Here is a 21,839-nt window from a genome sequence, read left to right on the forward strand (position 1 = left end):
AGGAGCGGGGTCTGGGGCAGCGCCCCAGAGTGCCGGGTGCGTCGTAGCTGGGCGCGCAGTTCCCCGCGCCCCTGAAGGGGCTGGCCTCAGGGTCCGTCGCGGCCGGCTGACCCGCGGGGCGCGGAAGGCCGGAGCGGCGCTCGGTGCCGTCCGGCGGGCCCGCGGGGCGCACCGGCTCGGGGGAGGGCGCCTCGGGCTGGGAGCGCTCGGCGTCGGCGGGGCCCTGGCCGCCCGCCGGGGCGTCCGAGGCCGGGGAGGACGCGGAGGACGCCGACGACGGGGCCCGCAGCGGCACACGGTCACCGCGGAGTGCGCGCCTCCCGCCCGTCGAGCAACGCGCCCGCCCGCGCGGCCCGTTCGACCGTCGCGCGGTGCGCGGCCCGCGCCGCTTCGTCGACGGGCTGGTCGGCGCCGGGGCGCATGCCGGTGCGCCCGTCGACGCTCTCCCGCAGGATGTCGGCGTGCCCGGCGTGCCGGACGGTCTCGCCGAGGACATGCAGCAGGACGGCGAACAGGTCGGTGTTGGGCGAGGTCCCGGGCCACCACGGCACGTGCCCGGGTGTGTCGAGAGCCAGTCGCTCGATCGTCCCCTCCGCGTGCTCCGCCGCACGCCGGTGGAACGCGATGATCTGCTCTCGCGTCTCGTCGGCGGCCGCCCACTGGTCGCTGCCGTCGGCGTCCTGCCAGCGGCACAGCGGCTGTGGGAAGGGCCGGCCGAAGACCTCGCCGAAGTAGCGGGCCTCGACGGTCGCCACGTGCTTGACCAGCCCGAGCAGGGAGGTCCCTGTCGCGGTCAGCGGGCGGCGTACGTCGTAGTCGGACAGGCCCTCCAGCTTCCAGAGGAGCACTTCGCGGTCCCTGCGCAGCCTCCTGCGCAGGGACTCCTTCGCAATCTCGTCGTCCACTGGCTGCGCCCCCTACCGGGCCGGGCGGCGGAGGAGGTAGGTGTCCATGATCCAGCCGTGCTTCTCGCGGGCCTCCGTGCGGGTGCGGCTGATGTGGTCGCGTACCTCGTGCAGGGGGCCCGCGATGAGGAGTTCGTCGGGGGTGCCGAGGTAGGCGCCCCAGTAGATCCACAGGTCCTCGTCCTCGACCTGTGTGAACGACTCGTGGGCGTCGAGCATGACGACGATGTCCCCGTCGTCGTCCCGGCCGAGGTCGGGGAGGCGGCGGGCGGGCGTGATGTGGACGGGCCGGCCGACCTGGTTCAGCGGGATGCGGTGCCGGGCGGTGAGGGAGGCGACGCTCGTGATGCCCGGGATCACCTCGACGGAGACGGCGAGCGCGCCCCGGCTCTCGATGTCGCCGAGGATGCCGAGCGTGCTGTCGTACAGGGACGGGTCGCCCCACACGAGGAACGCGCCGGTCTCCCCCGCCGCCAGTTCCTCGCGCATGGCCCGCTCGAAGATCTCCCCGCGCCGCTCGCGCCAGTCCTGGACGGCGGCCATGTAGGCGCCGCGGTCCATGGGCCGCCGGTCGCGGCTCGGGTCCTCGACCTCGACGACGCGGTACGGGCCCTGCGCGTGCTCCGCGATCATGTCGTGCCGCAGGTCGGTGAGGGACGCCTTGTGGGGGCCCTTGCCGACGATGAAGAAGACGTCCGTGCGCCGGATCGCCTTCACCGCCTGGAGCGTGAGGTGGTCGGGATCGCCCGAACCGATGCCGATGACGAGGATCGCGCGCTGTTCCGTACCCATGCGTACAGTCTCCCAGGGATGTCGCGGCGGCCCGACCCGGGCCGCCGCTCTCGGGCCGGATCACGGCCCGGCCCCACCCTCGTGTGCGGAAGGAGCCGTGGTGACCCGGCGTGTGGTGTTCGTCTCTCCGGCGCTGAACGCGTCGCTGCGGCAGGCCCGTTTCGACGACGGGGCGCCGCTGGACGCGTCCGGCCGTGCGGCGGCGCTCGCGGCGGCCGGGGCGCTGCCGGTGCCCGACGACGCGGTGCGGTCCGGCAGTCGCCGCTGCCGGGAGACCGCCGAGGCGCTCGGGCTCGGCGCGGCGCGCTGCCTCGACGCGCTGGCCGCGCCGGACGCCGGCCGCTGGCGGGGCCTGACCCTGGCCGAGGTGGGCGAGGCGGAGCCGCTGGAGCTGGCCCGCTGGCTCGCCGACCCGCGACACGGCGCCGGGGGCGGCGAGTCCGTCGCCGATGTGTGCGCCCGGGTGGGGCGCTGGCTGGACGCGGAGGTGTCCGGCGCGGGGCGCGTCGTCGCCGTGGTGGAGCCGGAGATCGTGCGGGCGGCGCTGGTCCACGCGTTCGGCGCACCCCTGTCGGCGTACTGGCGCTGTGACGTGGCGCCGCTGAGCACCTGCGAGTTGAGCGGCCGGGCCGGCCGCTGGAACGTCCGGCTCGGCGCGCCGCTCGGCGCCCCGGGCGCGCACGGCTGAGGGGACCCGGCGGACACCGGACCCCCTCGTCGCCGTACGCACCCTCGTGGACAGAGCCGTACGTGCGGTCGTACGCCTCAGCGCGCGGCCGGCACCGCGCGGGCGGCGGCCTGCTTCGGCTGGAGCAGGCGGTGCGCCAACTCCCCGAAGACCAGGCCGAATCCGCCCCACATGACGACCTGCATGGCGAGCGCCGACAGGCGGAACCGCCACAGCAGGGCGGCCGGGAAGTGCGCGGGCACCTCGTCGACCACGGGCAGGAACTGATAGGCGAGGCCGACGACGACGGCGAAGCCGAGCACCGCGGCGACGGTGGCCCACCACGTGCCGAGCCGGGGCACGAGCCGCTTGCCGAGGAGGGTCGCCCCGACGGCCAGCAGGACGCTGAGGACCATCATCAGGAAGTACAGGGTGGTCCGCTTGCCGATGGTGTCGCCGCTGCCGACGGCCGGCGGGTTCGCCGGGTACTTCAGAAACGGGACGACGTACACGGCCAGCAGGGCGCAGCCGGACAGCAGCAGCGCCGTGGCGCGGGGGCTGAACCGGCCCACCCGGCCGAGGGCGAAGCAGTAGGCGAGCGCGGCGATCCCGCCGAAGGAGACGCCGTAGACGAGGACGCCGGTGGCGAGTCCCGCCGTCGACTGGAGGCTGCGGGAGACGAGTTCGGCCTCCTCGCCGCCGTGCGAGTGAGCGGCGTGCGACTCCTCGAAGCCGATCGCCTTGTCGACGTTCGGCTCACCGAGCCAGTAGGCGATGACGAGGGCGAGCACGCCGGCGGCCAGGCCGGCGAGCATGCCCCGCACCAGCAGGTTGCGGACAGTGGTGGAGTTCATGAGGTGCGCGGTCCCTACGGGTCAGTGGCAGGGGAAACCGAGCAGGTGACGGGCGTCGTGGACCCATTCGTGGACGTCGGTGCCGTTGAAGACGGAGGTGGCGCCCTGTTCGGCGCCGACGAAGTAGAGCAGGACCAGCATCAGGATGCCGAAGAATACGGCCCACGGGGCGATGGCCTTGAGCGGGAGCTTGACCGGTGCGGCGGGCGTGGTGGTCGGCTGGGCGACAGACTGCGCCATGGCGGAGCCTCCTTCGGGAGTTCGCGTCCCATATCGGTGGTGCACAGAGACGACAGCCACGGGTCTGACTCGCGGTGGCCCAAAGAGCCGTTCCGCATACAGTGGCGCGACCGTGCCGGATTCTCACCGGCTTCCGTCGTGCCGTCGTCGACAACTCACTGAAGGTACCGCCTGTCGGGTGCATGGCCAAGATGGGCCCTGTCACAGCCGCCCGGTGACAGACCCGTGACAAAAACGGGGGCAACGGGTGTGGCGTACCGCGTGTCGTACAAGGCGGCCAATACAAACAGACGTGACCGAACCGCACAGACTTGTGCGTCACCGACATGTGTCATGTCATGCCGACATGGGGGAAGTACCGATGAGAGCATCCCGCACCGCGACCGCCCCGCACGCGCCGACCGACCCGCACGCCACGACCACCCCGCTCACGCCGACCGACCCGCAGACCACGACTGCCGTCCCGGCCCGCTCCCGGCTGCGGGCGCGGCGCGCGCTGCTCGCGGCGGCGGCCACCGTGGGCGCCGTGACCGCGGTCGCCGCGGCGACCGTCCCGGCGGCCGCCGTCACCGACCCGCGTTTCCTGTCCGCCTCCGAGCTGCCCCCGCACCCCTCGTCCCCGTGGACGGCGGGCCCGATCACCTCCGGGCAGCCCGACCCGCTCCCGATGTGTTACGGCGAGGCGCTGCCCTCGACGACGATGCACCGCTTCTACCGCACCGACCTCGACACCAACGCCCTCCAGGTGACGGTCGTCGAGCGCAGCGCGCAGCGGGCCGCCGACTTCGCGGCGCTGCTGCGCAAGGATCTGACGGGCTGCGCGAAGAAGCTGATGCAGCAGGACCCGCAGGTGAAGGCCACGCAGAAGAACTACGGCCGGATCGCTGTGAAGGACGGCGCGACGGTGTACGGCGTGCACACGACGACGTCCGGCGGCTCGTCCGACATCCACCTGTTCTCGGTGGGCCGCGACGGCAACGTCGTGACGGTCGTCCAGTGGGGCGAGATGGGCTCCTACGCGGATGCCCCGGTGGCCGCGTTCAAGAAGACGACGGTCACCGCGGTGAACAAGCTGAGCTGACCGCCGGCCAGGGGGGCGGTCGCGTACGCGGGTCACGACACCGGCGTACGTGACCGCCCTCGCCGTATGCCCGGCAGCGAACCGGGGCGGGCCCCAGGGCGACTCAGCGGGTCTCGCCCGTCCGGGTCGAGAGGGGCGCCCAGGTGTAGCGCACGCGCACCCCGTGATCGCCGAGCCAGGCCGCCTCGCGGTGGCGCAGTTCGTGCGCGCACTCCGGGGCGATGGCGCTCGGCCAGCGGACGAGGACCGCGCCGACGTCCCCCTCGCGGGCGAGCTGTCGCACGCGCCGCCAGCCGCTGCGGCGGGCCGGGTCGGGTTCTCCGTAGGTGTCGGTGACGACCTCGGTGATGGTCAGCCCGCGCTCGCGGGCGAACGCCTCGCCTTCGGACAGCGCGCACTGCGCGGCGGCGCCGGGGGCGCCGGGGGCGCGGTCGGCGCACACGTACAGCACGACGGGGGTAGCGGTTTCGCCGTGGGGGGTCATGGCTGCCTTCTGCTAGGAGGACCGAGGAGTCGGGACTCCTCGCACCGTGTGGGGACGGAAAGGGACGGGGCGGGGCGGCTGCCCCGCCGTGCCGGTCCGCGCGCGGGCCGGTCGACCGGTCACGTCAGGAGTGGGCCGTCAACTCGGCCCAGACGACCTTGCCTTCGGCGCGGGTGGAGCGTGCCGAGCCCCAGCTCTCGGCGAGCTGCTGGACGAGGAAGAGGCCGCGTCCGCCCTCCTCGCCGGGGCCCGCGAGGTGCTCGGGGGCCCGGACCGGGGTGGGGCCGTCGTCGTGGAGTTCGATCCGTAGGCGCCGCTCGTCGTCGGTGAGCGTGAGGCCGCACAGGACCTGGTCGCTGTCGGTGTGCAGCACCGCGTTCGTCGTGAGTTCGGAGACGAGCAGGACCGCGTCGCAGCAGGTGTCGCCGGGCAGCCGCCACGCGCGCAGCCGGTCACGGACCGTGTCGCGGGCGCAGCGCGCGCTGGTGCGCAGGGCGGGCAGCCCGAACCAGTACTCCCGCCGCCGTGCCGGCGGGGCTAAGGCGGGGTGCGGGGCCGGTGCTGAGGGCGTGGGGAGAGTCACGGGTGTCGCCTTCCAGTGCCTTCCGGGGCGGGCGCGGTGTGGGGACGCGGGCTGCCGCTCGCGCGGTGAGGGGCGCACGCCGGGGCCGGCGCCCTCGCGCGGGGCGCCGTCGACGGCGTCGGCACCAGGGGTCCCCGCGGGGCCCGACGCCGTGTCAGAGCTGTGACTGAACCGCTCACGAGTCAACTATGCGCGTGATCACACTCACGCTGCAACCGACTCCCTGATAATTTCAGAAGCGGGATATCAATCTGGCGTCGACTTCAAGTCACTGCAACAATGGTGATGTTGATGAATCCTCAGGAGGTTGGGCGTGAGTGAGGCCCGTTCCGGTACGAGTGCGCCGACAGTCCTGCGCATGATCCTCGGCCGTCGGCTGCAGGACATGCGTATGGCGGCCGGTGCCTCGTTGGAGGACGCGGCCAAGGCTCTGCGCGTGAAGACCCTGACGATCAGGCGGCTGGAAAAGGCCGAAGTGGCACTGAAGCCTCTCTATGTGGAGAAGCTCCTGGAGACCTTCGGCGCGGACCGGCAGGAGATCGACGAGTTCGTCGAACTCGCCGAGCGGGCCAACAAGCCCGGCTGGTGGTACTCGTACCGGGACGCCGTCCCGGCCTGGTTCACCGCCTACGTCAGCCTGGAGACCGGCGCCAAGACCCTGCGTACCTACGAACCTCAGTACGTGACGGGCCTGTTGCAGACCCCTCAGTACGCGCGTGCCACGCTCCGCGGTGGCCTGCCCAACGGCAGCGACGAAGAAGTCGAGCGACGCGTCGAGTTGCGGCTGCGCCGCCAGGGTCTGCTGGAGCGCGAGGACGCGCCCACCTTGTGGGTGGTCATGGAAGAGGCCGTCCTGCACCGGGCGGTGGGCAGTGCCGACGTGATGCGTGAGCAGATCGAGCGGCTGCTCGACGTGTCGGAGCTGGCGCACGTCAGCCTCGACATCGTCCCCTTCTCCGCGGGTGCGCACGTCGGTGCGTGCGCCCCGTTCACGTATTTCCGGTTCGAGGAACCCGAGTTGCCCGACATCGTCTACAGCGAACTTCTTTCCGGGTCGGTCTACTTCGACCAGCGCGAAGACGTCGTCGCCCATCTCGAAGCGCACACCCGTATGGCGCTCCTGACGTCGTCGGAGGACAGCAGGGCGCTCTTGAACCGCATGCGCAAGGAGTACTCATGACGATCATCGACGAGGGCGTCTACAACGGCATGCCGGCCCGCCAGCTCGGCGAGCACGGCTGGGAGCGCCCCTGGAGCGGTCCCAACGGCGGCCAGTGTGTCGAGACGAAACTGCTCGCCGACGGCCGGGTGGCCGTACGGCAGTCCACCGACCCGGCCGGCCCGGCGCTGATCTACACGCCGGAGGAGATCGCCGCGTTCGTGCGCGGCGTGAAGGCCGGCCTGGCCGATCATCTGGCCGCCGGATGATCCGGCGGCCGGCGGCGGGGGTGGCGTCCGCTCCCCCGCCGCCGGCCCGCGGGCCGACCATCGGCCGGCCGCGCCGGCCGGCACAGATACGCGCGAAGGGGAGCACATGACCACCAGGCAGGCCGGCCGGGATCTCGACACGAGCAGGCCGCACTCGGCTCGGATGTACGACTACCTCCTGGGTGGCAAGGACCACTTCGAGATAGACAAGCAGGCGGCCGTCGCCGCCACGAAGGCGCACCCGGGCATCCGGGTCACCGCGCGGGAGAACCGGGCGTTCATGCACCGGGCGACGCGGGTGCTGGCGCAGGAGTACGGCATCCGGCAGTGGCTGGACATCGGCACGGGCATCCCCACCGAGCCGAACCTGCATCAGGTCGCGCAGTCCGTGGCGGTCGACGCCCGAGTCGTGTACGCGGACAACGACCCGCTGGTGCTGAAGTACGCGGAGCGCCTGATGCGCAGCACCACCCAGGGGCGCACGGCGTACGTCGAGGCCGACGTCACCGACCCCGACTCGCTGATGGACGCGGTCGAGGCGGCGGAGGTGCTGGACTTCGACCAGCCCGTGGCCCTCTCGCTCAACGCGCTGCTGCACTTCATCACCGAGCCGCACGACCCGTACCAGATCGTGCGGCGGCTGCTCGACCCGCTCCCGGCGGGCAGCGCGCTCGCCATGAACCACTGCACGCCGGACTTCGACCCGGAGACGTGGAACAACGTCGCGGAGGTGTACCGGAATTCGGGTACGCCGGTGCAGTTCCGTTCGCAGGACGCGGTACGGCGTTTCTTCGACGGTCTTGACCTGATCGAGCCCGGCATCGTGTGCTGCCAGCGGTGGCGGCGCGGTGACGACGCGCCGGAGGGCCCGATGCCCGAGGACGCGGAGATCAGTCTGTGGGCAGGCGTGGCGATAAAGCGCTGACGTCACACGAAGGGCGGCGCCCCGACCGGCCCGCCGCCCTTTCCCTTGTTCCGGCGCGCTCCTCACGGGTCAGCGCGCGCAGGGTACGCAGCCCGTAGAGGGCCAGCAGCGGCTGGAGCAGCGGCAGCTCCCCGGGCCGCCAGTCATCGCCGCGGACCAGGCGGGCGGCGAGGTCGGGGCAGGCGCGGCGCAGGTAGGCGCGGGCCTTGAGGGCGTGGGCGGGCTGGGAGACGAAGGCGATGCGCTCGGCGTGTTCGATCAGGGGGATGACGTTCACGACGTTCTCCCAGGTGGTGGTGGAGCGGTCCTCGACGGTCAGCTCTCCCGCGTACCCGAGTGCGGTGCGCGCGTAGGCGGCCATGAGGGCGGCCTCGGCGGGATGGTCGCCGGTGGGTCCTCCGCTGAGGACGAGCAGGGTGCCGGGGCGGCCGCCTCGGGCGGCGGTGCGGACGCCCGCGCGCACGCGCCACCGGTTGACCGCGTTGATCGCGGGGCTCGGGTTGCGGAACCCGAGGACGACGACGTAACTGCCTGGTTCCGGCAGTCTTTACGCCCTTTTGATGCCGGGCCGCTCCGCGGGGGGCAGGAGTATGCGTCGAGGCCAGCCCCCTCAGGGGGCGCGGGGAACTGCGCGACCAGCCACCACGGCGCTGCACTGAACCCCTGGGGCTCCGCCCCAGACCCCGCTCCTCAAACGCCGGAGAGGCTGGGAGTTGGCAGCCGAGAGGCTGGGAGTTACCAGAGGGGCTGGGAATTTGTAGCCGAGGCAACTCCCCCAGGGGCGCGGGGAACTGCGCGATCAGGCACTACGAAGCCCGCGCCCGAGGAGCCGCTCAGACCCCGCCCCGGGCCTCCACCGGGGAGTTGAAATCCGAGGGCACGGGTTCGCCCGCCGTACGAACAGCCGCGCGCCGCCGCCCCATGGCGTAGAAGATGGCCGTGAGCAGCGCCAGCCAGATGACGCCGACGACGAGCGCGACCCGCGTGCTCCCGTGGAAGCCGAGCAGCACCATCACCCCCGCCATGAACACCACCGTGAGGACCTGCCCGTACGGCCAGAACGGCGCGGGGAACGCCAGCGCAGCGGCCTCCTCGGAGGTCATCGAGCGCCGCGCCTTGATATGGGTCAGCAGGATCATCATCCACACCCACACCGTGGCGAACGTGGCGATCGACGAGATGATCAGGAAGATCTCCCCGGGCATGAGCGCGTTCATGAGGACGCCGACGAGCAGCGCGCCGATCATGACGAGGGTGGTCACCCAGGGCACGCCGCCCCGGGTGAGCCCGCGCATGGCGGCGGGCCCGTGCCCGCGCTCGGCCAGCCCGTACATCGTGCGGCCCGCGGCGAAGATGTCGCTGTTGATGGCGGACAGGGCGGCGGTGAGGACGACGACGTTGAGGACGGCCGCCGCCGACTTGAGGCCGACGCCGGCGAAGATCTGGACGAACGGGCTGCCGGAGTCGCTGATCTGCTGCCAGGGCGTGATCGACATGATGACGGCGAGGGTCAGGACGTAGAACAGGATGATGCGCAGCGGGATGGAGTTGACCGCGCCGGGGATGGTCTTCTCCGGCGACTCGGCCTCGCCGGCGGTGACGCCGATGATCTCGGTGCCGCCGAAGGCGAACATGACGACGGCGAAGGAGATGACGAAGCCGTCGATGCCGCCCGCGAAGAACCCGCCGTGGTTCCAGAGGTTGTCGACGCCGACGTGGACGTGCCCGCTGCCGAGGCCGAGGGCGATGACGGCGATCCCGACCAGGATCATGGCGACGATGGCCACGATCTTCACGAGGGAGAGCCAGAACTCCAGCTCGCCGAAGACCTTGACGCTGACGAGGTTGAGCGCGCCGACGATCAGCACGGCGGCCAGCACCCAGATCCAGCGCGGCACTTCGGGGAACCAGAACCCCATGTAGACGCCGATGGCGGTGACGTCCGCGACGGCGACGATGACCATCTCGAAGGCGTAGGTCCAGCCGGTGACGAACCCGGCGAGCGGCCCGAGGTGGCGGTCCGCGTACTCGGCGAAGGACCCGGCGCACGGGGAGGCCACGGCCATCTCGCCGAGGGAGCGCAGGACGAGGAAGACGGCGGCGCCGCCGATGAGGTAGGCGAGCAGCACGGCGGGGCCGCCCGCCTGGATGGACTCGGATGAGCCGTAGAACAGCCCGGTGCCGATCGCGGAGCCGAGCGCGATGAAGCGGATGTGCCGTGAGGTGAGCCCGCGGCTCAGGCCGGCCTTTTCGGTACGCAAACGAGTGTCTCCCTCTGGGGCAGGTGCCGAGGATCGTGCCGGTCGGCCTGGTGGAGCGTGTGCCGCGACCGGCACCGACCTGTCGTCCGGGCTTCCGACGGCGGACGGCTGCCTGTATATGCCTGTCTATACAGGAGCGTCAAGGGGTGGTCCGCCGAGTGAACGCGGGCCGAACTCCCGTACGGGCGTCAGTGCGTGGCGAAGGCGCCTTCGAGGCGGTAGCGCGACCCCGGGTGCAGGAGCCGGGCGATGCTCACGAGGGCGTCGCGCGACCAGGTGCGGCGCTCGATGAGCAGGCACGGCTCCGAGGGCGCGACACCGAGCACCCGGCTCTCCTCCGGGGACGCGAGCACGGCCTCGACGATGTGCTCGCCCCGGCCGAGGGGCGCGACCTTCGACAAGAAGGCGTACGGGGTCTGCGCGGTGAAGTCCTGGGCGAGATAGCCGGGCGCGAACGCGGGATTGACGTACCGGTCCTCCAACTGGAGCGGTACGCCGTCCTCGTGGTGCACGACCCGCGAGCGGAACACGGGCCGCCCGGCGCCGAGCCCGAGGTGCGCCCCGATGCGCTCGTCCGCCGCCTCCTCGACGAGGGAGAGCACGCGCGCGCTGTAGCGGTGCCCGCGCTGGTGCACCTCGTCGGCGATGTTGTGCACCTCCAGGAGCGCCGAACTGGCCTTGCGCTGCGCGACGAAACTGCCGACGCCCATGACGCGCCGGATGACCCCGTCGGCGGCGAGTTCGCGCAGCGCGCGGTTGACCGTCATCCGGGACAGGCCGAGGGCGTCCACGAACTGGCTCTCGCTGGGCAGCGCGTCGTCCTCGCGCCAGCGCCCCGCGCGGATCTGGCGTACGACGAGTTCCTTGACGCGCTGGTACGCGGGGGCCGCGCCGCCGGGGCCCTCGGCGTACCACCGGGCCAGCTCCGCCGGGTCCACGGCTCCCGTGCCCGCCGTCCGCGCCATGCAAGCCCCCTGTGTCCGCCGCCTCCACCTGCGTCGATCCTAGGGCCTCGCCTCCGGACGGGGCCGGGCTCGCGGGTTCAGGCGGCCCCGGTGAGGGTGACGACCGCGAAGGCGCCGTCGACCAGGACGTCGCAGGCTCCCTCTCCCGGCTCCACGAGCACCGCGTCGAGCCGTTCGAGCCGTTCCGGACCGCCCGGGGCCCCGGTCAGCCGGGCGCCGCCGCCGAGGACGACGCCGAGGACCCGGGTGCCGGGCGCGGCGCGCAGCACGGCGTGCCGGCGTTCGACGGTGACGTGGGCGCGGGCCCGGGCGCGCCGGGTCATGACGTTGAAGTCGACGAGCGGGCCGCCGAGCAGGACGCAGTCGGTCACGGCGTCACCGGGGAACGCGAAGGGCGCGTACCGGCTGTCGACGACGTGCCGTACCCCGTCGACGGTGAGCGCCATGCCGGGGCCGTCGACGACGGTGATGATCCGGTCGACGCCCTCGAACGCCGAGAACGGCCCGCTGCGCGCCACGTCGGCGACGCTGACGCGCCAGTCGAAGTCGTCGGTCCCGGCGCCCGGCGGATGGGCCAGGACCTCGGTGGTGACACCGCCGCCGTTCTTCCACGGCGCGGGCCGGCGCGCGGCGGCACGCAGGATCTGGGGGGACATGGGGCGGTTCCTTCCGGGGCGTGCGGAGGTGGCGGCGGCGCGGAACGGGTCCAGCCCCCGGGGTGAGGGCCCCGGAGGCCGGACAGGAGGCCGGGCCCCGCCCGGACCGGCCGTCAGGAGGACCGGCCCGGCGGACGGATGGAGCCCGGCGAGCGCGAGGACGTACGCGGTCGAGCCGTGCCGTACGCATACGAAGGCGCGCCGTGGAGGGACGTGTCGTACGAGGGCGTCCTCTACAGGCAAACGCCGTACAGGGACGTGCGTACGGAGAAGCCGGCCGCCGCGCGTCAGACGAGCGGGCCCGTGACCGACTCCGCGGCGGCGAGGGCGCGCCCGGAGGTCACGTACTGGACGGCCTCCTCGATCTCGGGGGCGAGCCAGCGGTCCGTGCCGGGGCCCTCGACGGTGACGCGCAGCCCCTCGCGCACGGCGGCGGTGGCGGGCGCCGGCGTCAGCGGGGCGCGCAGGTCGAGGGCGCGGGCGGCGGTGTACAGCTCGACGGCGAGGACGCGGCCGAGGCCGTCGATGGCGCGGCGCAGCTTGCGGGCGGCGGACCAGCCCATGGAGACGTGGTCCTCCTGCATGGCGCTGGAGGGGATGGAGTCCACGGAGGCCGGGGCGGCGAGCCGCTTCAGCTCGGAGACGATCGCGGCCTGCGTGTACTGGGCGATCATGTGGCCGGAGTCGACGCCCGGGTCGTCGGCGAGGAACGCGTTCAGGCCGCGGTTGCGGGCCGGGTCGAGGAAGCGGTCGGTGCGGCGCTCGGAGATCGAGGCGACGTCGGCGACGGTGATGGCGAGGAAGTCGAGGACGGCGGCGACGGGCGCGCCGTGGAAGTTGCCGTTGGACTCGACGCGGCCGTCGAGGGTGACGACGGGGTTGTCGACGGCGCTGGCCAGTTCGCGGGAGGCAACGAGTTCGGCGTGCGTGAGGGTGTCGCGGGCGGTGCCGTGGACCTGCGGGGTGCAGCGCAGCGAGTAGGCGTCCTGGACGTAGGTGCAGTCGGGGCCCGCGTGGCTGGCGATGATGGCCGAGTCGGCGAGCAGGGAGCGCAGGTTGCCGGCGCTGTCGCCCTGGCCGGGGTGCGGGCGCATGGCCTGGAGGTCGGCGGCGAACACGGCGTCGGTGCCGAGCTGCCCCTCGACGCTCATGGCGGCGGCGATGTCGGCGGTGGCCAGCAGGCGGTGCAGGTCGTGGGCGGCGAGGACGAGCATGCCGAGCATGCCGTCGGTGCCGTTGATGAGGGCGAGGCCCTCCTTCTCCTCCAGGACGACCGGGGTGATGCCGGCGGCGGCGAGCGCTTCGGCGGCGGGCTTCTTCTCGCCGTCTGCGGTGCGGACGACGCCCTCGCCCATGACGGCGAGCGCGCAGTGGGCGAGCGGGGCGAGGTCGCCGGAGCAGCCGAGGGAGCCGTACTCGTGGACGACGGGGGTGATGCCCGCGTTGAGGACGGCCGCGTACGCCTCGGCGGTCTCGGTGCGTACGCCGGTGCGGCCGGTGGCGAGCGTGGACAGGCGCAGCAGCATGAGGGCGCGGACGACCTCGCGCTCGACCTCGGGTCCTGAGCCCGCGGCGTGCGAGCGCACCAGGCTGCGCTGGAGCTGGGCGCGCAGCTCGGTGGGGATGTGGCGGGTCGCCAGGGCGCCGAAGCCGGTGGAGACGCCGTAGTGGGGTTTCACGTCGTCGGCGAGGGCCTTGACGACTTCCCGGCTGCGGGCGATCTCCTGGAGCGCCTCGGGGGCGAGAGCCACCGGGGCGCCGTGACGGGCGACGGACACGACTTCGTCGGCGGAAAGAGCACCGACACCAACAACAACGGTCATGCCCCCATGAAGCCGCAGGCGGGCGGGGGTCCGCGAGTCGTGATCCGATGCTTGTGTCTGGGATCCGAGACATAACGTCTGGGATTCCAGACAGATCCGGCGCCGATCATCTTCCTCGGGCCCGGCCCGGGACCCTGGTCTACGCTCGCCCCATGAGCATCGTCCCGGCGGCGGCCCAGGTCCTGGCCGTCCTGCGCTATCTGGCCCGTCAGGCGGCGCCCGTACCGGCGGCGGCGATCAGCCGTGACGTAGGGCTGCCGCGCTCGACGACGTACCACCTGCTGGACACGCTCGCGGCGGACGGTTTTGTGGTCCATCTGCCGGAGGAGCGGCGGTACGGGCTCGGGGTCAGCGCCTTCGAACTGGCCTCGGGGTACGAGCGGCAGGCGCCGCTCCAGCGGCTCGCGCGGGCGCCGCTCGCCGCGCTCGTGGACCGCACGGGGCACAACGCGAACCTCGCCGTGCTGCACGGCCGCGAGGTCATCTACGTCATCGAGGAGCGCGCCCCGGGCCGTCCGCCGCTGGTCAGCGAGGTCGGCGTGCGGCTGCCCGCGCATCTGACGGCGAGCGGGCGCGCGGTGCTCGCGCTGCTGCCGCCCGCGCAGGTGCGGGCGATCTTCCCGGACCGCGCGGCGTTCGTGCGGCGGCACGGCGCGGGCCCGGCGACGCTGACCGCGCTGCGCACGCTGCTGACGCAGGCCAGGCGCCGGGGGTACGCGACGGAGGAGGGCGAGGTGACGCCCGGCCTGTCGTCGGTGGCCGCGCCCGTGCTCGACCATCACGCGCATCCGATCGCGGGGATCGCGGTGACGTACCCGGAGGACGCGGTGGACGAGGAGGAGCAGCGGCGGATCGCCGGGCACGTCGCGCAGACGGCCCGCGAATTGACCCGCCGCGTCGGCGGCGCGCCCCTGCCCCCGCCGGCGCCGGCCTGACACGGGCGGGGCCCGGGCGACGGAGAGGACACGCCATGTGGCATACCATCCACCTCGCTCGAATTCCCTTGTCAGAGCCTGTACGTCACCGCCCTCACCGTCAGACCTTCCCTTTTGGTATGCCGGTTTCTAGGCTGTCTGCCTCCGCCGCTCTCTCTGGAGGTCGCATGCGCACACGCTGGCGCGCCCGTCACATTCTCGCCCACCAGGACGGCGGCCACGCGCTGCTGCGGGACGGCGAAGTGGTGTGGGAGGACGACGTGATCGTGTACGTCGGCCCCCGCTACGAGGGCGCGGTCGACGGCGAGGACCGCGACCTCGGCGACACGCTCGTCATGCCGGGGCTCATCGAGCTGGACGCGCTGACCGACATCGACCACCTCGTCCTCGACTCCTGGCACGGCGAGGAGCACGAACGCGGACTGGAGTGGTCGTGGGAGTACTTCGAGCACGGGCGCCGCGACGTGTTCACGCCCGAGGAGCGGCACACCGTACGCACGTACGCACTCGCGCAACTCGCCCTGCACGGCATCACCACGTACATGCCGATCGCCTCCGAGGCGCACAGCGCGTGGGCGGAGCCGTACGACGAACTGGTCGGCATGGCCCGCGTGTCGCGCCGGATCGGACTGCGCGGCTACCTCGGCCCGGCCTACCGCTCCGGCGTCAGCGTCACGCTGCCCGACGGGAGTCAGGACGTGGCCTTCGACGAGGAGCGCGGACGGGCCGGGCTCGCCGACGCGGTGCGCTTCCTCGACCACCTCGACGGGCTCGGCGACCCGCTGCTGACAGGGGTGCTGCTCCCCTGCCGGATCGAGACGCTCACGCCGGACCTGCTGCGCGCGACGGCGCGGACCGCCCGGGAGCGCGGGGCGCTGGTCCGTCTGCACGCCCTCCAGGGCACGGGCGAACGCGACGCGGTGCTGCGCCGCACCGGCCGGACCCCGCTGCAACTCCTCGGCGACTGCGGCCTGCTGGGGACCCGGCTGCTGATCCCGCACGGCATCTTCATCGACCGCCACCCGCGGGTGCGCGGGGCGGACCTGGGCGACCTGGCCACGCTCGTCGAGGCGGGCGTGTCCGTCATCCACTGCCCGCTGACGTTCCTGCGGTACGGGGACGCGCTGCACTCGTTCGGCGCGTACCGGGAGGCCGGGCTCAATCTGTGCCTGGGCACGGACTCGTTCCCGCCGGACCTCGTCCGCGGCATGGACACCGGCGTCCACCTGGCCAAGCTCGTCGACGGCCGGCTCGACGCGGCGCCGGTCGAACGGTACGTGGAGGCCGCCACCCTGGGCGGGGCGCGCGCGCTCGGCCGCGCGGACCTCGGGCGGATCTCGCCGGGCGCGCAGGCGGACCTCGTGGCGTTCGGCCTCGGCGACATCCGGGACGGGGTGCGGGACGATCCCGTACGTACGTTCCTGCTGAACGGGACCGCGCGGCAGGCGACCCAGTCCGTCGTCGCGGGCCGTCCGGTGCTGCGCGACGGCACCCTGCCGGGGCTCGATCTGCCCGCGCTCCAGGCCGAGGCGCAGCGCCTCTTCGAGAAGATGCGGGACGCGTACAGCGAGCGGGACTGGCTGCGGCGGGCGCCGGAGGAGCTGTTCCCGCCGGCGTTCCCCGCGTTCCGGGGCGCGTAGCGCGCTGAGGGCGCGGCGCGCCACGCCGGAAGGAGGCCGCCGGGGCGTGCTCGGGGCGGTGCGGGGCATATTCCTGACGAACCTTGTTGCGGGGGCGGCACGTGGCCGCAACCCTGAGGTGAAGCCCCTGGAGCACGACATCGGGAGGACGAACGTGACCCGTCCGGGACCCGACCCGGCCCCTGCCCCCGGCCCCGGCCCTGTCCCTGACCCGCAGGACCGGATCGCCGAGCTGGAGGCCGAGGTGGTCCAGCTCAAGCAGGCCGTGCACGCCCACGCCGACGTGGATCAGGCGCTGGGTGTGATCGCCGCGCTCGGCACCTTCTCGACCGAGGAGGCGTGGGACGTGCTGCGCGAGGTCTCCATGCACACCAACACCAAGCTGCGGATCATCGCGCAGGGGCTCGTGGCCTGGCCCCGTACGGGCGAACTGGACGCGCCGATCCGTGCCGAACTGGACCGCCAGATCGCCCTGCGCCGGGGCCGGGCCACGGAGACGGCGGAGGCTGCCGAGGAGGAACCGTTGCCGGGACGCTCGGGCGGGGGCCGGCAGCGGGGCTGACCTCGCGCGGGCCGGTGTGACATGCACGCGGGGTGAGGCGCTGAGTGAAGTGTGCTCCCCGGCTGTCGGCGGCCGGGGAGCACACGCGTGCCCGCCGCCTCACGATCAGCCGACGGCGCGGCGCCGTACCAGAGGCGGGGCGCGAGCTGCGGGGCGGTCGCGGTGACGACGGCGTGCACGCGTTCCGCCATCGCGCGGTCCGTCTCCCGCATCTCGGCGACCTTCTCCCGCACCGTCGCCAGGTCGTCGCGGGCCTTCACCTCCTTGGCCGCGGCCCTCCCGCCCCGGCCGGGACGGGCGGCGGCGCGAGCGGCCCGCACCTCCTCGGCGCGGTCGTGGCGCGGTGGGGATCAGCCCCAGGCGCCGGCGATCTGGCGGGTGGTGGCGTTGAGGCGGTTGAACAGGTTCGTCACGCTGATCATGAGGACGAGCGCGGCGAGCTGCTTCTCGTCGTAGTAGGTCGCGGCCGTGTCCCAGACCTCGTCGGTCACCGCGTCGGGGCTGTCGGCGAGCCGGGTGGCCGACTCGGCGAGCGCGAGGGCCGCGCGCTCCTCCTCGGTGAAGTACGGGGTCTCGCGCCAGGCGGCGACCGTGGCGAGCCGCTCGTCGGTGACCCCGGCGCGCCGGGCGGTCTTGGCGCCGGCGTCGACGCAGGCGCTGCATCCGTTGATCTGGCTGACGCGCAGGTGGACGAGTTCCAGGGTCTCGGAGTCGACGCCACCGGTCTGCGCGATCTTCATCAACTGCTGGATGGGGGCCATCGCGTCGGACAGGACGACGGCGGGGTTCTTCATGCGGGACTGCATCAGGGTCTGCTCCTCGGTAGGTGCCCGTCCGGCTGTTCCGGTCGGATGTTCCGGTCGGATGTTCCGTTCGGGCGTCCCCTCCGGCCGTTTCCGTCGGGGTGTGACTCCATGACAGCCCAGGCCGTGCGGCGCGGCCATGGCGGTGGGACACCGTGGGACAGGGACAACAGCCTTGACCTGCAAGGACTTTGCTGGAAAGACTGCCGGGTCAGCGGGACGGACGACGGGGGGACGGACATGCGGGGACAGCGGACATCCGGGACGGGACAGCGCGGAGACGGGGGCGGGGGTGAGGACGGCGCCGCTCAGGAGAAGCTGGCCGCGCGGCTGCGGATGCTGCACGAGCTGTCGGGGCTCGGGGTGCGGGCGCTCGCGCGGGACACGGGGCTGAGTTCGTCGTCCCTGTCGCGCTATCTGAACGGGCAGACCGCTCCCCCGTGGCCGGCCGTGGTCGCGCTGTGCCGTGTCGTACGGCGGGACCCGCGGCCCCTGCGGGCGCTGTGGGAGCGGACGGCGAACCCGCTGCCCGCGCCGCCGAAGGTCACCAGGCTGCCGAAGCCGGAGCCGCGCAACGATCTGCCGCGTGACGTCGCCGACTTCACCGGCCGCGCGACCGAACTGGCGGCGCTGCTCGCGGCCGTGGACAGCCACGGGGTGGTGTGCGTGGACGGCATGGCGGGCGTGGGCAAGAGCTGCCTGGCCGTGCATGCCGCGCACCGGCTGGCGGCGGCATATCCGGACGGGCAGCTCTACGTCGATCTGCACGGCTTCACCGAGGGCAGGCCCCCGATGGAACCGGACGCGGCGCTGCGGATGCTGCTCGGGGCGCTGGACGTGCCATCGGAGCGGGTGCCGGTGGCGGGCGGCGCGGAGTTGTCGGCGTGCTGGCGCGCGGAGCTGGCCCGGCGCCGTGTCGTCGTGGTCCTGGACAACGCGGCGGACGCCGAGCAGGTCCGCCCGCTGCTGCCCGGCGCGGGCGACTCGGCGGCCGTCGTCACCAGCCGCAACCGGCTCGTCGGCCTGGACGAGGTGCCGCCCCTGTCCCTGGATGTGCTCGGCGCCGAGGACAGCGCCACGCTGCTGGCCCGCGCGAGCGGCGAGGCGCCGGGCGCCGAGGGCCGCCTCGCGCGGGACCCGGAGGCGGTCGCCGAGGTGCTGCGGCTGTGCGGGCACCTGCCGCTGGCGCTGCGGCTCGCGGCGGCGCGGCTGCGGCACCGGCCGGGCTGGACGGCGGGCATCCTCGCGGAGCGGCTCGCGCAGGGGTCCAGCGAGTTCGACGCCGCGCTCGGCATGTCCGTACGGCAGTTGAACCGGGTGCGGGGGCGGGTGTTCCGGCTGCTCGGGCTGTTGCCGGGCGAGTCGTTCGACGCGTATCTCGTGGCGTCACTGGCCGCGGTGCCGCTGCCGGAGGCGGAGGACGTGCTGGAGGACCTGCTGGACGCGCATCTGGTGCAGCAGCCGTCGGCGGGCCGGTACCGGCTGCACGATCTGGTGCACCAGTACGCGCGGCGGGCCTGCGCCGAGCAGGACGGGGACGCGGAGCGGGAGAAGGCGCTCGGCCGGGTGCTCGACCACTATGTGCACACCGCGGCGGCGGCGGACGCGGCCATGCCGTTCCGGTCGCGGGCCCAGGGGGCACGGGCGGGTGAACGACCGGCGGCGGTACGGGAGTTCCGGGACAAGGCGGCGGCGCTCGCGTGGTTCGTCACGGAGTACGGGAACCTCATCGCCGCGTTCGAGACGGCGTCGGCGGTCGGCGCGGACGTGCACGTGTGCGAGCTGCCGCGCTTCCTGCGCGCCTACTTCGCGCGGCGCTGCGGCACGACCCACCTCAACCATCTCTTCGAACGGTCACTGGCGGCGGCCGAGCGCCTCGGCGACGACGGGCGGCTGGCCGAGGCGCACAGCGACCTGGGGTTCGCGCGGTACAACGCGGGGCGGCTCGCGGAGGCGAGCGCCGCGTACGACGTCGCGGCCGCGCACATCCAGCGGACCGGCGACCTGCGCGCCGGGGCCGAACTCGCCCTGCGGCGCGGCTATGTGAGCTGGGATCAGGGACAGGTGAGTGAACCCCTCGACCTGTTCCGCGAGGCGGGCAAGCTGTACGAGGAGGCCGGCTGCGCGGCGGACGCGGCACACGCGGTCGCGGCGGAGGCGTGGGCGCTGCTCCAGGACGGCCGGCCGGGGCAGGCGGCGGAGCGGGCCCGGGAGGTGCTGGCGGTGGCGCACGCCGATCCGTCGTGGCCGCCCGCTCTGGCCGCGCGGATCACGCTCGGCGTCGCGCTCGCGGAGGACGCACCCCAGGAGTCGGTCGCCGAGTTGGACCGCGCGCTCGACCTCGCGCGCGCGGACGGCCATCTGCACAACCAGGCGTGGTGCCTGAACTGCCGGGGTGTCGCGCTGCGGCAGATGGGCCGGTACGAGGAGGCCCTGACGAGTCACCGGGAAGCGTTCGCGCTGCTCGACGAGGTGTTCGAGGAGCATTGGAAGATCCACTTCCTGAACGGTTACGCGGAGACGTGCCGCCTGGCGGGCCTCGACGAGGAGGCGCTGCGGCTGCACCGCGAGGCCCTGGCCCTGGCCGCCCGCCTCGGCCACCGGCACGCGGAGTCCCGGGCCAGGGAAGGCGTGGCACTCCTCACCGGGAACGCGCCCTGACGGCGGGACCACGTACCCCCGAGGGAGCCGGACCGGAGCCCCGTTCCCTCGGGGGCGCGGGGAACTGCGCGCCCAGCCACGACGCGCCCGCAGTCACGCTGCCACCGGCCCCCCGGCGAGGGCCGGCGCCGGGGTCAGATGCGGTCCGTCAGATCTTCCGCGTAGATCTGCGAGAGCGGCTGCGGACCCACGTACTGCTGGCAGTTGCACTGGCCGGCCTCGTAGCGCACGGGCTTCTTGTTCTCGTCCCAGGCCGTCGGGACCTCCACGCGCTCATGGCAGCGGCCCTGCTTGTCGTGCTTGGCGAGATGGTGCGTGCAGCCGCAGATCGGCTCCGGCGGCTTGTGGGCCGCCTCGACCGCGAGCCGTTCGTCCTTGAGGGCGGCGAGCCGCTCCATCTTGCGCTGATGCCGGTTGCGCAGCGCAGCGCGGCCGGTGTCGGCGACCCAGGCCAGTCCCCCGGTCCAGAAGAGGATGAGGATCACCCATAGCCAGTTCATCTGCCGCCCTTCCCCCAGTGCCACCGAAGCGGTGTCCCTCCAGGATAGGCCGCCTCGGCGCCACCTGATCAGCCCCGCCGCACCGGCCCGCCGCGTCGGCCGGGGTGGGGCCCCTATCGCCACCCCGGCCGCCACCGTGCGCGGCGTCAGGCGAGGGGTTCCTGGAGTTCGGTGACCCAGTCGGCCTGGTCGGCGGGGCACTCCAGGTAGACCTCGCGCGGGTAGCCGGCGGAGCGGTGGCCGTTCGCGTCGATCCAGCGGGCCAGCGTCTGCACGGACGTCAGCACCCCGTCCATGGCGCCCCGGTGGACGACGGTCGCGGCCCGGTCAACGGGCGGCACGTCGAGGACGCGCAGGCCGTCGTCGTCGCGCGGGGCCACGGCCACCTGGATACCGGCGTGGACGAGGATGCCGCCGCCGGGGGCGTCCTCGTACCGGGCGAGTCCGGGGCCGCTCGGGGCGATCCCGGCGGCGGCGAGGCGTCCGGTCAGTTCCTCGTACAGGGGCTGGATGACGGGGCCGATGGTGTCGAAGTCGGGCGCGACCGCGGTGAGTTCGGCCACGCGGACGGCGGGCAGGTGCTTGATGACGACGTCGTCGGTGGGCATGCGTCCCTCGTTCTCGATGGACCGGAGCCGCGCCTCGACCTGCGCCAGTCGCGCTGCCGCCGCCGCCATCTCCGCCGCGAGGTCGGCGCGGCGCAGGCGCAGCATGCCGCGCAACTGCTCGGCGTCGACCTTCTCGTCGAGGATCTCCTTGACCTGCTGGAGCGTGAAGCCGAGGTCCTTGAGCGCGATCACCCGGTTGAGGCGGGCGAGTTGGGCGGCGGTGTAGTGGCGGTAGCCGGTGGCGGGGTCGACATGGGCCGGGCGCAGCAGTCCGGTGGCGTCGTAGTGACGCAGCATGCGGACCGAGACGCGGCCGTGCCGGGCGAAGTCTCCGATGGTGAACATGACGCCTCCCACTCCAGGCCCTCACACGGTGTGAGGGTCAAGCCCACCACGTCCCGGCCCGTACGGAAGCGCCGTACGCGCGTGTCGTACGCGGGTGCCGTGCGTGGGTGCCGTGCGCGGG

General features: G+C 73.3%; 23 protein-coding genes and 1 riboswitch. Of the genes, 9 read left to right on the forward strand and 14 right to left on the reverse strand.

What is annotated here, in order from left to right:
• Positions 1 to 299 precede the first annotated feature (299 nt).
• On the reverse strand, positions 300 to 905 hold the full coding sequence (locus ACZ7LY_RS19170) for a DinB family protein (RefSeq protein WP_471625808.1): 606 nt from the start codon (positions 903 to 905) through the stop codon (positions 300 to 302).
• A 12-nt stretch (positions 906 to 917) separates the two neighbouring features.
• Positions 918 to 1,697 carry a precorrin-6A synthase (deacetylating) gene (gene cobF, locus ACZ7LY_RS19175; protein ID WP_471625809.1) on the reverse strand — a complete coding sequence of 260 codons (780 nt, stop codon included), beginning with the start codon at positions 1,695 to 1,697 and terminating at the stop codon, positions 918 to 920.
• Between the two features lie 100 nt (positions 1,698 to 1,797).
• On the opposite strand from cobF, the gene ACZ7LY_RS19180 reads away from it, so the two are divergent.
• Positions 1,798 to 2,385, forward strand: coding sequence for a histidine phosphatase family protein (locus tag ACZ7LY_RS19180; protein WP_471625810.1), 588 nt, complete (start codon positions 1,798 to 1,800; stop codon positions 2,383 to 2,385).
• A gap of 77 nt (positions 2,386 to 2,462) precedes the next feature.
• Here the strand turns inward: ACZ7LY_RS19180 and ACZ7LY_RS19185 are convergent, their stop codons facing one another.
• Both ACZ7LY_RS19185 and ACZ7LY_RS19190 read right to left on the reverse strand, forming a co-directional pair.
• Positions 2,463 to 3,218, reverse strand: coding sequence for a CbtA family protein (locus ACZ7LY_RS19185; protein ID WP_471625811.1), 756 nt, complete (start codon positions 3,216 to 3,218; stop codon positions 2,463 to 2,465).
• Between the two features lie 21 nt (positions 3,219 to 3,239).
• Complete coding sequence (locus ACZ7LY_RS19190; RefSeq protein WP_471625812.1) at positions 3,240 to 3,458, reverse strand: CbtB domain-containing protein; 219 nt, start codon at positions 3,456 to 3,458, stop codon at positions 3,240 to 3,242.
• Between the two features lie 38 nt (positions 3,459 to 3,496).
• Positions 3,497 to 3,641: riboswitch (cobalamin riboswitch) on the reverse strand.
• Positions 3,642 to 3,819: 178 nt separating this feature from the next.
• Here ACZ7LY_RS19190 and ACZ7LY_RS19195 point away from each other — a divergent pair.
• Positions 3,820 to 4,539, forward strand: a complete 720-nt coding sequence (locus ACZ7LY_RS19195; protein WP_471625813.1) for a hypothetical protein — start codon at positions 3,820 to 3,822, stop codon at positions 4,537 to 4,539.
• 103 nt (positions 4,540 to 4,642) lie between these two features.
• Here ACZ7LY_RS19195 and ACZ7LY_RS19200 read toward each other — a convergent pair whose 3' ends face one another.
• A complete protein-coding gene (locus tag ACZ7LY_RS19200) occupies positions 4,643 to 5,023 on the reverse strand; it encodes a recombinase family protein (protein ID WP_471625814.1) in 381 nt (126 codons plus the stop codon).
• A 124-nt stretch (positions 5,024 to 5,147) separates the two neighbouring features.
• Positions 5,148 to 5,606 (reverse strand): ATP-binding protein, encoded by a 459-nt coding sequence (locus ACZ7LY_RS19205; protein WP_471625815.1) that lies wholly within the window; start codon positions 5,604 to 5,606, stop codon positions 5,148 to 5,150.
• Positions 5,607 to 5,919: 313 nt separating this feature from the next.
• On the opposite strand from ACZ7LY_RS19205, the gene ACZ7LY_RS19210 reads away from it, so the two are divergent.
• From ACZ7LY_RS19210 to ACZ7LY_RS19220, 3 genes are all read left to right on the forward strand, one after another.
• Positions 5,920 to 6,786, forward strand: coding sequence for a helix-turn-helix domain-containing protein (locus ACZ7LY_RS19210; protein ID WP_471625816.1), 867 nt, complete (start codon positions 5,920 to 5,922; stop codon positions 6,784 to 6,786).
• Entirely contained in the window at positions 6,783 to 7,034 is a 252-nt protein-coding gene (locus tag ACZ7LY_RS19215) for a DUF397 domain-containing protein (protein ID WP_471625817.1), read from the forward strand. The genes ACZ7LY_RS19210 and ACZ7LY_RS19215 overlap by 4 nt, the downstream gene beginning before the upstream one ends.
• A 106-nt stretch (positions 7,035 to 7,140) precedes the next feature.
• Positions 7,141 to 7,959, forward strand: a complete 819-nt coding sequence (locus tag ACZ7LY_RS19220; RefSeq protein ID WP_471625818.1) for an SAM-dependent methyltransferase — start codon at positions 7,141 to 7,143, stop codon at positions 7,957 to 7,959.
• Here ACZ7LY_RS19220 and ACZ7LY_RS19225 read toward each other — a convergent pair.
• From ACZ7LY_RS19225 to hutH, 5 genes are all read right to left on the reverse strand, one after another.
• A complete protein-coding gene (locus ACZ7LY_RS19225; RefSeq protein ID WP_471625916.1) occupies positions 7,925 to 8,503 on the reverse strand; it encodes a YdcF family protein in 579 nt (192 codons plus the stop codon). The two genes, ACZ7LY_RS19220 and ACZ7LY_RS19225, sit on opposite strands and share 35 nt — an antisense overlap.
• A 289-nt stretch (positions 8,504 to 8,792) precedes the next feature.
• Positions 8,793 to 10,220 (reverse strand): amino acid permease, encoded by a 1,428-nt coding sequence (locus tag ACZ7LY_RS19230; protein WP_471625819.1) that lies wholly within the window; start codon positions 10,218 to 10,220, stop codon positions 8,793 to 8,795.
• Positions 10,221 to 10,408: 188 nt separating this feature from the next.
• Entirely contained in the window at positions 10,409 to 11,185 is a 777-nt protein-coding gene (hutC, locus tag ACZ7LY_RS19235) for a histidine utilization repressor (RefSeq protein WP_471625820.1), read from the reverse strand.
• Positions 11,186 to 11,262: 77 nt separating this feature from the next.
• Positions 11,263 to 11,841 carry a HutD/Ves family protein gene (locus tag ACZ7LY_RS19240; RefSeq protein WP_471625821.1) on the reverse strand — a complete coding sequence of 193 codons (579 nt, stop codon included), beginning with the start codon at positions 11,839 to 11,841 and terminating at the stop codon, positions 11,263 to 11,265.
• Between the two features lie 287 nt (positions 11,842 to 12,128).
• On the reverse strand, positions 12,129 to 13,664 hold the full coding sequence (hutH, locus tag ACZ7LY_RS19245) for a histidine ammonia-lyase (RefSeq protein WP_471625822.1): 1,536 nt from the start codon (positions 13,662 to 13,664) through the stop codon (positions 12,129 to 12,131).
• Positions 13,665 to 13,816: 152 nt separating this feature from the next.
• Between hutH and ACZ7LY_RS19250 the strand changes: the two genes are divergently transcribed.
• The 3 genes from ACZ7LY_RS19250 (at position 13,817) to ACZ7LY_RS19260 (ending at position 16,801) form a co-directional block, all read left to right on the forward strand.
• Positions 13,817 to 14,599, forward strand: coding sequence for an IclR family transcriptional regulator (locus ACZ7LY_RS19250; RefSeq protein ID WP_471625823.1), 783 nt, complete (start codon positions 13,817 to 13,819; stop codon positions 14,597 to 14,599).
• A 167-nt stretch (positions 14,600 to 14,766) separates the two neighbouring features.
• Positions 14,767 to 16,239: a chlorohydrolase family protein gene (locus tag ACZ7LY_RS19255; RefSeq protein ID WP_471625824.1), complete on the forward strand. Its 1,473-nt coding sequence runs from the start codon at positions 14,767 to 14,769 to the stop codon at positions 16,237 to 16,239.
• Between the two features lie 154 nt (positions 16,240 to 16,393).
• Positions 16,394 to 16,801 carry an ANTAR domain-containing protein gene (locus ACZ7LY_RS19260; protein ID WP_471625825.1) on the forward strand — a complete coding sequence of 136 codons (408 nt, stop codon included), beginning with the start codon at positions 16,394 to 16,396 and terminating at the stop codon, positions 16,799 to 16,801.
• A gap of 350 nt (positions 16,802 to 17,151) precedes the next feature.
• On the opposite strand, the gene ACZ7LY_RS19265 is transcribed toward ACZ7LY_RS19260, so the two are convergent.
• Entirely contained in the window at positions 17,152 to 17,607 is a 456-nt protein-coding gene (locus tag ACZ7LY_RS19265; RefSeq protein WP_471625826.1) for a carboxymuconolactone decarboxylase family protein, read from the reverse strand.
• Between the two features lie 237 nt (positions 17,608 to 17,844).
• On the opposite strand from ACZ7LY_RS19265, the gene ACZ7LY_RS19270 reads away from it, so the two are divergent.
• Positions 17,845 to 20,265, forward strand: coding sequence for an ATP-binding protein (locus ACZ7LY_RS19270; RefSeq protein ID WP_471625827.1), 2,421 nt, complete (start codon positions 17,845 to 17,847; stop codon positions 20,263 to 20,265).
• Between the two features lie 134 nt (positions 20,266 to 20,399).
• Here ACZ7LY_RS19270 and ACZ7LY_RS19275 read toward each other — a convergent pair whose 3' ends face one another.
• Together ACZ7LY_RS19275 and ACZ7LY_RS19280 are read right to left on the reverse strand one after the other, a co-directional pair.
• Positions 20,400 to 20,765, reverse strand: coding sequence for a hypothetical protein (locus ACZ7LY_RS19275; RefSeq protein ID WP_471625828.1), 366 nt, complete (start codon positions 20,763 to 20,765; stop codon positions 20,400 to 20,402).
• 146 nt (positions 20,766 to 20,911) lie between these two features.
• The gene (locus tag ACZ7LY_RS19280) at positions 20,912 to 21,718 is read right to left on the reverse strand and encodes a MerR family transcriptional regulator (RefSeq protein WP_471625829.1); all 807 of its coding nucleotides are present in this window, start codon (positions 21,716 to 21,718) and stop codon (positions 20,912 to 20,914) included.
• Positions 21,719 to 21,839: the final 121 nt, after the last annotated feature.

The organism is Streptomyces sp. NPDC107550 (assembly GCF_055639095.1).